The sequence below is a fragment of the Bradyrhizobium sp. 21 genome (assembly GCF_023073335.1).
Taxonomy (GTDB): Bacteria; Pseudomonadota; Alphaproteobacteria; order Rhizobiales; family Xanthobacteraceae; genus Bradyrhizobium.
On sequence record NZ_JADPJG010000023.1, the window covers coordinates 38,988 to 52,005 of the forward strand.

Consider the following 13,018-nt stretch of genomic DNA (forward strand, 5'->3'; position numbering starts at 1 on the left):
GGCAAAAATCCGGGAGAGAATCATGTCCGCACGACTCGATCGCCGCCACTTCATCGCCGCCGGCATCACTGTACTCGCGATGCCTTTCGTCTCGCGCAGCGCTTCGGCGCAAGCTGCGTGGCCATCGCGGCAGATCCGCATGATTTGCAGCTATCCCGCCGGCGGACAGACCGATTTGCTCGCACGCGCCTATGGCGAATTCATCTCCAAGCAGGTCGGAAAGACCGTCGTCGTCGAGAACAAGCCCGGCGCCGCGGGCGCGATCGGCACCGCAGAGGTCGCCCGCGCGGAGCCCGACGGCCACACCATCCTGTGCTCGATCTCGACCACCTACATCATGAACCGGGTGGTGATGAAGACTCCCGGCTACGACATGGACAAGGATCTGTCGCTCGTCAGCGTCATTCCGGGCGCCGGTCTTCTGCTGGTGGCGAACCCGAAAACCGGCGTCAGGACGCTGGAGGATTTCGTCGCCTTCGCCCGCAAGAGCGGCAAGGTGAATTTCGGCACCTATAGCGCGGGTTCGGCCCCGCATATGACGGTCCACGAGCTGAACAAGCAGTACGGCCTCTCGATCGAGCCGGTCCACTACCGCGGCGAAGCGCCGATGTGGACGGGCATGCTGGAGGGCACGCTCGATGCCGCGATGGGCAGCTACACAGCGGCACAATCCGTCCTGCAGAGCGACCGCGGGACCGTGTTCGCGGTGCATTCGAAGAAGGTCGACGCCATCCCGAACGTGAAGACGCTTCCCGAGCAGGGGGCGACGTCGAAATTCTTCACCGTGAGCGGCTTCTCCGGCTGGGCCGTGCCGAGGGCCACGCCGCAGCCGGTCGTCGATCGCCTGGCGGAGCTCTGCGTTGCCGCCAACGGCGATCCGAAGGTGAAGGAGGTCCTCAACACGTTCGTGCTCGAACCCGCGATCGGCTTCAAGGAAACCAACGCGCTCTATCAGCGCGAGCTGCCGATCTGGATCGAGAGCGCGCGGTCGCTCGGCCTCGAGCCGGCCTGAACCTCGAGGCAACACGCCTTCGCGGCGCCGGCATCCGACCAAAGCCTAGTTTCGGAAACGCATTTTCCCGCTACCATTAAGCGACGCTGGCGGAAGACCTCACTGGCGCGGACGAAAAAAGGCCGATCGCATGACACCCGATGGCGTCGCCGTAGCCGTCATGATCATCCTGCTCTTTCCGATGGGCTATTTCACGCTGGCTTCGCCCGCCTTCCTGCTGGTGAGGCTGGACATCCAGCCCGTCGCCCAGCTGCTGCGGGGAATGTTCAACGCCCATTTCCTGGTGATGCGCGTGGCCGGAATCATCGGGATGGTCGCCTTCCTGCTCGACGGTCGTCCGATCGCCGCGATGGGCGTTGGCCTGATCGCGGCCCTGGCGATCTGGGGACGCCGCCGGTTCATGCAGCGGATCGACGACCAGCTCAGCGCCGAGGATGCGGGCGACACTGAGGCGCCGCGTCGGCTGCGCCGGCTGCATTGGAGCGGGATGCTGTGCAACGCGGTCCTGCTTGCCGCTCTGCTGGCCAGCATTCCCTACATTGCCATATCGGCGTGAGAGACGTCGCGGGCGCGTGACGACCGGAAGCCATTGCTGTCGACGACCGGCCGCAGCGTGGCGTTCGCCTAATGCTCGCCCGCGGCAACGGCGCCCTGTTGCGCCTTGTGGATCGAGGACGGCACCACGCCAAAATATTTCCGGAACACCCGGCTGAAATGCGATGAGCTCGAGAAGCCCCAGGAGAACGCGACGTCGGTGATGGTCTTGCCGGCGTGGGCCTCAAGCTCCTGGCGGCAGTTCTGGAGGCGCGCCTGCCAGATATAATCGCTCACCGTGGTGCCGCGCTCGGAGAACAGCATGTGCAGATAGCGCTTGGAGCAGCCGAGCTCGGCGGAGATCTGGTCGATGCACAGATCCGGATCTCGCAAATGCTCGCGGATGAAGAATTGCGCGCGCACATACGTCGCTTCGGGCCCGACGCGGTCTAGCATCGTGTCGGCCTCGCGCAGCGGCAACAGCAAGAGGTCGATCAGCGAATCGGCGACGCCGACCGCGCTGTTCGCCGACAGCTTGGCCGCCTCGTCGAAGGTCGCATGGACGAAATCATGGGCGATCCGTCCCGTACCCGTCTTCGATGACAGCTTGCAAGCCGGCATCCGTTGCGACGGAAACCCGCGATCGCGCAGCAGCGCCTTCGGCACGATCACCACGTCGTGGCGCGTGAAGGCGGGACTGATGATCGAATGCGGACAGGAGACGTCATAGGCGATGATGTCGCCCGGGTTGATTTCGATGTGGCGACCTTCCTGCTCGAAATAGGACACGCCGTAGGTCTGGAAGTGGATCTTGATATAGGGGTGTTCATTGGCCTTGGCGCGTGCCAGCGTGTGTGCGATGCGATGCTGGCTCACTTCGATCTGGCACAGCTTCAATCGCGAGACGCTGGTGTAGTCGATGCGGCCCTCGAGCGAAGAAGCCTCCAGCGGATCGACGTCGAAATGCCCACACAGGCTCGTCAACCCGTCGATCCAGCTCTGGATCTGGCGCTTCGGCGTCATGCCGGTCGTCGAGAGCGTGTGAATGGTGTCGGACATTAATCCAGCCACTGGTTTGATCCGGAGATTCGACGCGAATCACGACCAGCGCTGCCGGAGCCCTCAGCCATGATTGCGTGACGTTTACCTCGATTTTGAGCGATCTTCCGGAACGAGCGCCATCGTTCCATTGCCACCCTTGAAAGTTAATCCTCGGCCTTAGTTGTAGCCCCGTCAAGGGGAACCTCAGCGTCGAAGGCGGCCCCAAAGCGATGCGGAAGCCGCTGAATTCGCTACTGCAAAATCAAATACTGCATGTCCGTGCGCTGTCGAGCAAACCAGCTTCTCTCTTGGGCAAGTTTCCCGATGACGAAGTCGTTAGGGATTGCAGCAGGAACAACAAGAACGGGCCGCTCCTGCACGTGGACCCGTAGCTCTCATCCGGAGGAGGAACAGCACAGCATCGTTTCTGGTCCCAAACGAGACCGCCCTGCACGAGCAGACGCTGGACGCAATGCCCGGCGATTAAGCAATGCTTCGGAAACAATAAAACGAAATCAACGGAGGAATGACTATGCGCAAGGTACTACTGGCGGCCTATCTAGGCTCCGCGGCGGCTCTCGCCGTCGGCAGCGCGTCGGCCAACGATGAAGTGCTCAAGATGTCGCAGAACCCGAAAGATTGGGTGATGCCGACGGGCGACTACGCCAACACCCGCTATTCCAAACTGAACCAGATCAACGCACAAAACGTGGGCAAGCTCCAGGTCGCATGGACCTTCTCGACCGGCGTGCTGCGCGGCCACGAAGGCGGCCCGCTGATCATCGGCAACATGATGTACGTCCACACACCGTTCCCGAACAAGGTCTACGCTATTGACCTTTCCAACGAGAACAAGATCGTCTGGAAGTACGAGCCGAAGCAGGATCCGAATGTCATCCCGGTGATGTGCTGCGATACGGTCAACCGCGGCCTGGCCTACGGCGACGGCAAGATCTTCCTGCATCAGGCCGACACCACGCTCGTCGCGCTCGACGCCAAGAGCGGTCAGGTGGCATGGACCGCGAAGAATGGCGACGCCAGCAAGGGCGAGACCGGCACTTCGGCCCCAATGGTCGTCAAGGACAAGGTGCTGATCGGTATCTCCGGCGGCGAGTTCGGCGTTCAAGCCCATATGTCCGCCTACGACATCAAGACCGGCAAGCTGGCATGGCGTGGATACTCGGAAGGGCCGGATAACCAGCTTCTGGTCGACGACAAGACCACCGCGCTCGGCAAGCCGATCGGCAAGGACTCCAGCCTCAAGACCTGGCAAGGCGATCAATGGAAGATCGGTGGCGGCGCGACCTGGGGCTGGATCTCCTACGATCCCGAGCTGAACCTCGTCTACTACGGCTCCGGCAATCCCTCGACCTGGAATCCGAAGCAGCGTCCCGGCGACAACAAATGGTCGATGACGATCTGGGCGCGTAACCCGGATACGGGCGTTGCCAAGTGGGTCTATCAGATGACGCCCCACGACGAGTGGGACTATGACGGCGTCAACGAGATGATCCTCTCGGATCAGGCGATCAACGGCCAGCCGCGCAAGCTGCTGACGCACTTCGATCGCAACGGCCTCGGCTACACGCTCGATCGTGTCAACGGTGAGCTTCTGGTCGCCGAAAAGTACGATCCGAAGGTGAACTGGACCTCCGGCGTCGACATGGACAAGAACTCGCCGACCTATGGCCGTCCGAAGGTGCTCGACACAGCTTCGACCGACAAGGCGGGCGAGGACCACAACGTGAAGGGCATCTGCCCGGCCGCGCTCGGCACCAAGGACGAGCAGCCGGCAGCCTACTCGCCGGACACGCAACTGTTCTACGTTCCGACCAACCACGTCTGCATGGACTACGAACCGTTCAAGGTGAGCTACACCGCGGGCCAGCCCTATGTGGGTGCGACGCTCTCGATGTATCCGCCGCAGGGTGAAACCCATATGGGTAACTTCATCGCCTGGGACGGCAAGACCGGCAAGATCGTCTGGTCGAACAAGGAGCAGTTCTCGGTCTGGTCGGGTGCACTCGCAACCGCGGGCAACGTGGTGTTCTACGGAACGCTCGAAGGCTACCTGAAGGCAGTCGACGCCAAGACCGGCAAGGAGCTCTACAAGTTCAAGACTCCCTCCGGTATCATCGGCAACGTCACCACCTATGAGAACGGCGGCAAGCAGTATATCGCAGTGCTCTCCGGCGTGGGTGGCTGGGCCGGTATCGGTCTGGCGGCGGGTCTGACCGATCCGACCGCAGGTCTCGGCGCAGTCGGCGGCTACGCGGCGCTCAGCAGCTACACGGCACTCGGCGGTACGCTGACCGTGTTCTCGCTGCCCAACTAGGCCTCTCAGCATCGCTCCGGCGCGTGGATCTACTCCACGCGCCGGTTCGTCTCACCGAATGCCTTCCGAGGAAAATCTCTTGCGTAAAATCTGCTCTGCCATTGCTGCGATGTTTTTGGTTGCGTCCGGGGGAATTGCCGTCGCGGACGGCTCAGGTGATCCTACCGCCGTCAAGCAGAACGAAACCGGCGAATGGTCCGACAAGGAAGGCAACCCAACCTACAAGGTCACCGACGGGTCTGTGGACTGGTACACCTATTCCGGATACCGCCGCTATCACTCGGACTGCCATGTGTGTCACGGCCCGGATGGAATGGGCTCGACCTACGCCCCGGCGCTGAAGGATTCGCTGAAGACGATGAGCTACGCCGATTTTCTCGGCGTCGTCGCCTCCGGCCGCAAGAACATCTCGACTGCCGCGGAGAACGTGATGCCGGCCTTCGGCGATAACCCGAACGTCGCCTGCTATATGGACGATCTCTACGTCTATCTGCGCGCCCGCTCCAACGAGGCCTGGGACCGCACTCGACCCGGCAAGCACGAGGACAAGAACGACGCCTATACCAAGAACGAAGATTCGTGCATGGGCAACAAGAAGTGAACGTGCGGAGCCCGACCAGGACCTGGTCCTTGGCGCCCTGCTAGAATTTGAGGAGTTTACGATGAAGACACGTGCCGCCGTCGCTTTCGAAGCCAAGAAGCCGCTCGAGATCGTCGAAGTCGATCTGGAAGGACCGAAGGTCGGCGAAGTCCTGGTCGAGATCAAGGCGACGGGCATCTGCCACACCGACGCCTACACGCTCGACGGCTTCGACAGCGAAGGAATCTTCCCGTCGATCCTGGGCCATGAGGGCGCGGGCATCATCCGCGAGATCGGTCCTGGCGTGACCTCGGTGAAGCCGGGCGACCACGTCATACCGCTCTACACGCCGGAATGCCGGCAGTGCAAAAGCTGCCTCAGCCAGAAGACCAATCTCTGCACCGCGATCCGCGCGACGCAGGGCAAGGGCGTGATGCCCGACGGCACCAGCCGCTTCTCCTACAAGGGCAAGCCGATCTACCACTACATGGGCTGCTCGACCTTCTCGAACTTCACCGTGCTGCCGGAGATCGCAGTCGCCAAGATCCGCGAGGACGCGCCGTTCGACAAGAGCTGCTACATCGGCTGCGGCGTCACCACCGGCGTCGGTGCCGTCGTCAACACCGCCAAGGTCGAGCCGGGCTCCAACGTCGTGGTGTTCGGGCTCGGCGGCATCGGCCTCAACGTGATCCAGGGCGCCAAGATGGCCGGCGCGGACAAGATTATCGGCGTCGACATCAACGACTCCAAGGAGGAATGGGGACGCCGGTTCGGCATGACCGATTTCGTCAATCCCAAGAAGATCACGGGCGACATCGTCCCGCATCTCGTGACCCTGACCGACGGTGGCGCCGACTACACCTTCGACTGCACCGGCAACACCAATGTGATGCGCCAGGCGCTGGAAGCCTGCCATCGTGGCTGGGGCACCTCGATCATCATTGGCGTTGCCGAATCCGGCAAGGAGATCGCTACCCGCCCGTTCCAGCTCGTCACCGGGCGAAACTGGCGCGGCACCGCTTTCGGCGGCGCGCGGGGCCGCACAGACGTGCCGAAGATTGTCGACTGGTACATGAACGGAAAGATCCAGATCGACCCGATGATTACCCACACGCTCAAGCTCGAAGACATCAACAAAGGCTTCGAGCTGATGCATGAGGGCAAATCCATCCGTTCAGTCGTCGTGTTCTAGTTCGAAAAGCGTCACCCCCAAGGAGGATCGACCCATGACTGTTGCACTCCATCCCTCGATCGATAACGGCCTCAAACAGGGCAGCGGCAGCTTTGCCGGCGGCACGCTCGCCTGCAAATGCGCGGACCACAAGGTCAAGGTCGCGGTGAAGGGCGACGTCGCCCACAACCACGCCTGCGGCTGCACCAAGTGCTGGAAGCCGCAAGGCGCGATGTTCTCGGTTGTCGCCGTGGTGCCACGCCAGAACGTCAGCGTGCTCGAGAACGGCGACAAGCTCCAGATCGTCGACCCCTCGGCGGTAATCCAGCGCCACGCCTGCAAGGCCTGCGGCACGCACATGTACGGCCGCATCGAGAACAAGGACCATCCGTTCTACGGCCTCGACTTCATCCACGCCGAACTGTTCCAGGAGCAGGGCTCGGCGGCACCGCAATTCGCCGCCTTCGTCTCCTCCGTGATCGAAGCGGGCGTGAAGCCGGAGCAGATGGCCGGCGTACGGGCCCGATTCAAGGAACTCGGGCTCGAGCCCTATGACTGCTTGTCGCCGGCGCTGATGGACGCGATCGCGACCCACGTGGCGAAGGCCAAAGCCGCCTGAGCAAGGCCGCCTGACGTTTGCCGCGCCCCGTCCGCTCGCTGGTTCCCCACCGCCAGCGAACCGGACGGGTCCGGCCCCGGGACAATCGCGGCGATGCCGCCGCTTCTCGACTCTGCGTATGCGAGGGCCGCCCGCTCCCTCAGTCCTGGTCTCTGAATGACTGCGCAGGGCCGCCGGCTTCCTGCTTGAAGTCCGGGAGCCTTGCGTTTCTCCCTCCCTCGACTGAGGCATCCTGCTTCGTCCGCACCAGTTCTTCTGGCGGACGAAGCTTTTTTCGTTGCAGCCCCAATTTGCGGACGCGCGAGGCGCGTGGCGTGATGTCGCGCCCTGCTTTTGACAAACCGCCGATGCAATCTTTTCCCGATGAGAACACTCGGCTGTGAACGCTGGGCCGGCGCGATCTCTGCTACGGTCACGTCGTCACGATGCCGCGAAGTTCAATCAAAAAAGAACAACACGGGAGGTATCGAGCACATCCAGACATCGCCATTGGCGTTCCTGCTGCCCTCCGGGATTTGCCCGCGCGGGATGACGGCAGGCATGCGGCGAGACGAGGTCAATCATCGCCGATACACATCGGCAATTTGAATTCATGCTTATGAAGAGCGAGGGACGATCATGATCAAGGTGAAGATCAACGGCCAGGAACAGAGCTGGGACGGCGACCCGGATCTCCCGCTACTCTGGTTCCTGCGCGACGAGGCCGGGCTGACCGGCACCAAATTCGGCTGTGGCCAGGCCCTGTGCGGCGCTTGCACGGTCATCGTCGACAAGGAAGCCGTGCGCTCCTGCATCACGTCGATCAACGACGTCGCCGGCCGCGAGGTGACGACGATCGAGGGACTGCATCCGAACGGCGATCACCCCGTGCAGAAGGCCTGGCGCCAGGTCAACGTGCCCCAATGCGGCTTCTGCCAGGCGGGCCAGATCATGCAGGCGGCTGCGCTCTTGATGGACAACCCGAAGCCGTCGCACGACCAGATCCGCGAAGCGATGTCCGGCAACATCTGCCGCTGCGGCTGCTACCAGCGCATTGAGAACGCGGTCCATCTCGCATCGACGGGAGTGTGACATGAATTTCATCGAGAATCCGACGAAGCTTCGTGGCTTCGAAAAGCCCATCAAGGTCGAGAAGGTCTCGCGCCGCAGCATCCTCAAGGGGCTCGGCATCACCGGCGGCTTCGTGCTCGCCGCCCCCGTGATGTCGCGCCAGGCGTTCGCCTATGAGACCGGCGCCGGCAAGATGCCGCATGGCGTCGTGGTCGATCCGCGCGTGTTCGTCGCGATCGCGCCCGACGGCACCGTCACCATCCTCGCCCACCGCGCCGAGATGGGCACCGGCGTGCGCACCAGCCTGCCGCTGATCGTGGCCGAGGAGATGGAGGCCGACTGGGCCAAGGTCAAGGTACAGCAGGCCCATGGCGACGAGGTCAAGTTCGGCAACCAGGACACCGACGGCTCGCGCAGCACACGGCATTATCTGATGCCGATGCGCCAGATCGGCGCCTCCGCGCGCACCATGCTGGAACAGGCCGCGGCCAAGCGCTGGGGCGTGCCGGCGACCGAGGTGAAAGCCGTCAATCACGAGGTCGTCCATAGCGCCACCAGCCGCAAGCTCGGCTTCGGCGAACTCGCAGCCGACGCCGCCAAGGAATCGGTGCCGAGCATCGAAGGCCTCAAGCTGAAAGACCCCAAGGACTTCCGCTATCTCGGCAAGGGCCAGGTCGGCATCGTCGATCTCCACGACATCACCACCGGCAAGGCGCGCTACGGCGCCGATGTGCGTTTGCCCGGCATGAAATATGCCGTGATCGCGCGCCCGCCGGTAACAGGCGGCAAGCTGGTCTCGTTCGATTCGGACGCGGCGCTGAAGGTCCCGGGCGTCGAGAAGGTGATGCAGGTGCGCGGTTGGCCGTGGCCGTCGAAATTCCAGCCGCTCGGCGGCGTCGCCGTGATCGCGCGCAACACCGGTGCGGCGATCAAGGGCCGCGACGCGCTGAAGCTGACCTGGGACGACGGCGCCAACGGCAAATACGACTCCGTCGCCTACCGCAAGGAGCTCGAGGAAGCCTCGCGAAAACCGGGCCTCGTCGTGCGCCAGGAAGGCGACGCCGACGCTGCCCTGAAGGGCGCCGACAAGATCATCGTTGGCGAATATTATCTGCCGCACCTCGCCCATGTCAGCATGGAGCCGCCGGTGGCGGTCGCCGACGTCAAGGGTGACAAGGCGGAGATCTGGGCGCCGGTGCAGAGCCCGGGCGGCACGCGCGAGGACGTCGCAAAGACCCTCGGCATTCCCGAGGGCAATGTCACGGTCAACGTCACCCTGCTCGGCGGCGGTTTCGGCCGCAAGTCGAAATGCGATTTCGCGCTCGAGGCCGCGCTGCTGTCGAAGGAGCTCGGCGCGCCCGTCAAGGTGCAGTGGACGCGTGAGGACGACGTCCGCCACGACTTCCTGCACACCGTTTCGGTCGAGCGGATCGAGGCGGGGCTCGACAAGAGCGGCAAGGTGGTCGCCTGGCGCCATCGCAGCGTGGCGCCCAGCATCGCCTCGACTTTCGCCGCGGGTGCAAAGCACGAGGCGCCCTTCGAGCTCGGCATGGGCCTCGTCGACATGCCGTTCGAGATCGCCAACATCTCTTGCGAGAACCCGGAAGCCGCGGCGTTTACCCGCATCGGCTGGTTCCGCTCGGTCTCGAACATCCCGCGCGCCTTCGCGGTACAGTCGATGGTCGGCGAGATCGCAGCAGCGACCGGCCGCGACCAGAAGGAGACGCTGCTCGCGCTGATCGGCAGCCCGCGCATCGTCAAGCCGGCGGTGAAGGACATGTGGAACTACGGCGAGCCCCTCGACAGCTACCCGATCGACACCGCGCGCCTGCGCAAGGTGGTCGAGCTGGTCGCCGAGAAGGGCGAATGGGGGCGTCAGGTACCCAAGGGCCATGGCCTCGGCATCGCCGTGCACCGCAGCTTCGTCAGCTACATCGCGACCATCGTCGAGGTAGCCGTCGACGACAAGGGCAAGCTGACGGTGCCGCGGGTCGACACCGCGATCGACTGCGGCACCTATGTCAACCCGGAGCGCATCGCCTCGCAGATCGAGGGCGCGGCGATCATGGGCCTGAGCCTCGCCAAATACGGCGAGATCAGCTTCAAGGACGGCAAGGTGGAGCAGAAGAACTTTGACGACTTCCAGGTCCTCAGGATGGATGAATCCCCTGTGGTCACCAATGTCTACATCGTGCCGCCTGGACCCGACACGCCGCCGAGCGGCGTCGGCGAGCCCGGCGTCCCGCCGTTCGCGCCGGCGCTGATGAACGCCATCTTCGCGGCGACCGGAAAGCGCATCCGCAGCCTTCCGCTCGGCAAGCAATTGGAGGCGTGAGCGGCGGAACATAAGACGGCTCCGCGTCGTTTCCATCGATCTGACAGGAGCAGATCGATGACCCATATCTCAAAGGCGCTCGCAGTCTCATTGCTGTCGAGCGCCTTTCTTTTGACGGCCACTGGCGCATACGCACAGAGCAACGCCACGCCGCCGACAACGGCGACGCGCCCCAGCACGCCGGACCAGAACTCCCTGCCCAACGCCAATGCCACGCCGCCCTCGACCACCCAGACCACCGGGCAGCACAATCCCGATCCCAAGGTTCGCGAGATGAATCAGAAGGAAAAGGACAAGGTCGAGCGCGAGGGGAAGTAGCAATCTGGCATTGCGCGCGAGCGCATCGTCGTGGCCGGGCTTGTCCCGGCCATCAACGACCTTTGCTGTGACACGAAGACCGCGGATGCCCGTGACAGGCCGGGCATGACGATCCTTCATGGACGCGCAGCAATCGTATCATCCAGGCAAAGTGCGGCGGACGTTGCCGCCCGCCGCATTGCCCCCTGACACTCCGCTTCTTTCGATCCGCCAGCGGAGCCTATTTCTTCAGCGCGAACACCCAGATCACGCCGCCCTGCGGCACGTTGGCTTCGATACCGATATTGTTGGTCACGAGTGCATCCTGGATGCGCTGCGCATCCACGCCCCACCCCGACTGGATCGCGATGTATTGCGTGCCGTCGATCTCATAGGATGACGGCATGCCCATGATGCCGGAGTTGGTCTTCTGCTCCCACAACAGTTCGCCGGTCTTGGCGTGGAAGGCACGGAAGTTGCGGTCGTTGGTGCCGCCGACGAAGACGAGATCGCCCGCGGTCGCGGTCACCGAGCCGAACAGCTGCGATTTCGGGAAGTCGTGCTGCCACACCTTCTTGCCGGTGGCCGGATCCCAAGCCTGAAGCTCGCCGAAATGATCCGCGCCGGGCTTGGTCTTCAGGCCGATGTCCTCCGGCTTGGTGCCGAGCCAGAGCTCGCCGGGCTTGAGCGGAAGCTTCTCGCCGGTAAACCCGCCGCAGAAGTTTTCGTTGGCGGGCACATAGACGAGGCCGGTCTTCTGGCTGTAGGCCGCCGAAGGCCAGTCCTTGCCGCCCCACAGCGACGGACAGAACTCCACGCGCTTGCCGACCACCGGCTTGTGTGCGAGATCGACGATCGGTTTGCCGTTCTCATCGATGCCCTTCCAGACGTCGGTTGCGACGAACGGCCAGCCGGCGACATAGTTGATCTTGGTCGGCGTCCGCTCGAGCACCCAGAAGATCGCGTCGCGTCCGGGATGGACCAGGCTCTTGATGCTGCGGCCGTCGCGTTGCAGATCGATCAGCATCGGCGCCTCGACCTCGTCCCAATCCCAGGAATCGTTCTGGTGGTATTGGTGATAGGTCTTGATCTTGCCGTTGTTCGGATCGAGCGCGAGCACCGACGACGTGTAGAGATTGTCGCCGGCATGCATCTCGCCCGGCCAGGGTGCTGCGTTGCCGACACCCCAATAGATCGTCTTGGTTTCCTTGTCGTAATTGCCGGTCATCCAGGCCGAGCCGCCGCCGTTCTTCCAATCGTCGCCCTGCCAGGTGTCGTGCCCGGGCTCGCCCTCGCCGGGAATGGTGTAGGTCCGCCACAGCTCCTTGCCGTCCTTGGCATCATAGGCGACGACATAGCCGCGCACGCCGAACTCGCCGCCGGAGCCGCCGACAATGACCTTGCCGTCGACGATCAGCGGCATCAGGGTCATGTACTGGCCCTTCTTGTAGTCCTGCACCTTGGTGTCCCACACCACCTTGCCGGTCTTGGCGTCGAGCGCCACGACATGATCGTCGGTGGTGGCGAGATAGAGCTTGTCCTCCCAGAGGCCGACGCCGCGGCTGGTCGGATGCAACTGGAAGAGATCATCGGGGAGCTGCCGCTTGTAGCGCCAATATTCGTCGCCGGTCTTGGCGTTCAGCGCGATCACCTGACCCATCGGGGTCGCCACGAACATGACGCCGTTGTTGACGATCGGCGGCGCCTCGTGGCCCTCGACGACGCCGGTGGCGAAGGTCCAGACCGGCGTGAGATTTTTTACGTTAGAGGTGTTGATCTGGTCGAGCGGGCTGTAGCCCTGCCCGTCATAGGTGCGCCGATAGAGCATCCAATTGCTGGGTTCCGGATTCTCCAGGCGCTGCTGGGTGACAGGCGCGTAGGTTTCGATCGGTCCGGCGATCGCGGCGGTCGAGGCAAGACAGGTGAAGGCGACAAAGCCGGACAGGTACCATTGCTTCCTGGTCATGAACGTTCCCCTTTTTCATTCGTTTGAATTCTTGTTTGAATTCTTGTCTTAATTCTTGTCGTTCGTCCCGTCGTCCGC

11 protein-coding genes are annotated in these 13,018 nt (G+C 63.2%); 9 read left to right on the plus strand and 2 right to left on the minus strand.

Going from position 1 to position 13,018, the window contains the following annotated elements; translation table 11 throughout:
• Positions 1–22: 22 nt before the first annotated feature.
• Positions 23–1,012, plus strand: a complete 990-nt coding sequence (locus IVB31_RS20915; RefSeq protein ID WP_247326354.1) for a tripartite tricarboxylate transporter substrate binding protein — start codon at positions 23–25, stop codon at positions 1,010–1,012.
• 130 nt (positions 1,013–1,142) lie between these two features.
• Positions 1,143–1,568, plus strand: a complete 426-nt coding sequence (locus IVB31_RS20920) for a hypothetical protein (RefSeq protein WP_247326356.1) — start codon at positions 1,143–1,145, stop codon at positions 1,566–1,568.
• A gap of 68 nt (positions 1,569–1,636) precedes the next feature.
• Here the strand turns inward: IVB31_RS20920 and IVB31_RS20925 are convergent, their stop codons facing one another.
• Positions 1,637–2,605 carry a helix-turn-helix domain-containing protein gene (locus IVB31_RS20925; protein ID WP_247326358.1) on the minus strand — a complete coding sequence of 323 codons (969 nt, stop codon included), beginning with the start codon at positions 2,603–2,605 and terminating at the stop codon, positions 1,637–1,639.
• Positions 2,606–3,119: 514 nt separating this feature from the next.
• Between IVB31_RS20925 and xoxF5 the strand changes: the two genes are divergently transcribed.
• From xoxF5 to IVB31_RS20960, 7 genes are all read left to right on the plus strand, one after another.
• Positions 3,120–4,922, plus strand: a complete 1,803-nt coding sequence (xoxF5, locus tag IVB31_RS20930) for a lanthanide-dependent methanol dehydrogenase XoxF5 (protein ID WP_247326360.1) — start codon at positions 3,120–3,122, stop codon at positions 4,920–4,922.
• 109 nt (positions 4,923–5,031) lie between these two features.
• A complete protein-coding gene (locus IVB31_RS20935; protein WP_247326489.1) occupies positions 5,032–5,523 on the plus strand; it encodes a c-type cytochrome, methanol metabolism-related in 492 nt (163 codons plus the stop codon).
• 61 nt (positions 5,524–5,584) lie between these two features.
• On the plus strand, positions 5,585–6,694 hold the full coding sequence (locus tag IVB31_RS20940) for an S-(hydroxymethyl)glutathione dehydrogenase/class III alcohol dehydrogenase (RefSeq protein WP_247326371.1): 1,110 nt from the start codon (positions 5,585–5,587) through the stop codon (positions 6,692–6,694).
• Between the two features lie 34 nt (positions 6,695–6,728).
• Positions 6,729–7,292 (plus strand): S-(hydroxymethyl)glutathione synthase, encoded by a 564-nt coding sequence (gfa, locus tag IVB31_RS20945; RefSeq protein ID WP_247326373.1) that lies wholly within the window; start codon positions 6,729–6,731, stop codon positions 7,290–7,292.
• A gap of 618 nt (positions 7,293–7,910) precedes the next feature.
• Positions 7,911–8,363: a (2Fe-2S)-binding protein gene (locus tag IVB31_RS20950; RefSeq protein ID WP_211387055.1), complete on the plus strand. Its 453-nt coding sequence runs from the start codon at positions 7,911–7,913 to the stop codon at positions 8,361–8,363.
• Position 8,364: 1 nt separating this feature from the next.
• Positions 8,365–10,677, plus strand: coding sequence for a molybdopterin cofactor-binding domain-containing protein (locus IVB31_RS20955; RefSeq protein ID WP_247326403.1), 2,313 nt, complete (start codon positions 8,365–8,367; stop codon positions 10,675–10,677).
• Positions 10,678–10,734: 57 nt separating this feature from the next.
• Positions 10,735–10,995, plus strand: a complete 261-nt coding sequence (locus IVB31_RS20960; protein ID WP_247326405.1) for a hypothetical protein — start codon at positions 10,735–10,737, stop codon at positions 10,993–10,995.
• 220 nt (positions 10,996–11,215) lie between these two features.
• Here IVB31_RS20960 and IVB31_RS20965 read toward each other — a convergent pair whose 3' ends face one another.
• Positions 11,216–12,940, minus strand: a complete 1,725-nt coding sequence (locus IVB31_RS20965; RefSeq protein ID WP_247326408.1) for a methanol/ethanol family PQQ-dependent dehydrogenase — start codon at positions 12,938–12,940, stop codon at positions 11,216–11,218.
• Between the last annotated feature and the right edge of the window lie 78 nt (positions 12,941–13,018).

Bases quoted from the DNA above. Each gene is read 5' to 3' on its own strand.
- IVB31_RS20915 (WP_247326354.1), top strand. From the start codon at position 23: ATGTCCGCACGACTCGATCGCCGCCACTTCATCGCCGCCGGCATCACT.
- IVB31_RS20920 (WP_247326356.1), top strand. From the start codon at position 1,143: ATGACACCCGATGGCGTCGCCGTAGCCGTCATGATCATCCTGCTCTTT.
- IVB31_RS20925 (WP_247326358.1), bottom strand. From the start codon at position 2,605: ATGTCCGACACCATTCACACGCTCTCGACGACCGGCATGACGCCGAAG.
- xoxF5 (WP_247326360.1), top strand. From the start codon at position 3,120: ATGCGCAAGGTACTACTGGCGGCCTATCTAGGCTCCGCGGCGGCTCTC.
- IVB31_RS20935 (WP_247326489.1), top strand. From the start codon at position 5,032: ATGTTTTTGGTTGCGTCCGGGGGAATTGCCGTCGCGGACGGCTCAGGT.
- IVB31_RS20940 (WP_247326371.1), top strand. From the start codon at position 5,585: ATGAAGACACGTGCCGCCGTCGCTTTCGAAGCCAAGAAGCCGCTCGAG.
- gfa (WP_247326373.1), top strand. From the start codon at position 6,729: ATGACTGTTGCACTCCATCCCTCGATCGATAACGGCCTCAAACAGGGC.
- IVB31_RS20950 (WP_211387055.1), top strand. From the start codon at position 7,911: ATGATCAAGGTGAAGATCAACGGCCAGGAACAGAGCTGGGACGGCGAC.
- IVB31_RS20955 (WP_247326403.1), top strand. From the start codon at position 8,365: ATGAATTTCATCGAGAATCCGACGAAGCTTCGTGGCTTCGAAAAGCCC.
- IVB31_RS20960 (WP_247326405.1), top strand. From the start codon at position 10,735: ATGACCCATATCTCAAAGGCGCTCGCAGTCTCATTGCTGTCGAGCGCC.
- IVB31_RS20965 (WP_247326408.1), bottom strand. From the start codon at position 12,940: ATGACCAGGAAGCAATGGTACCTGTCCGGCTTTGTCGCCTTCACCTGT.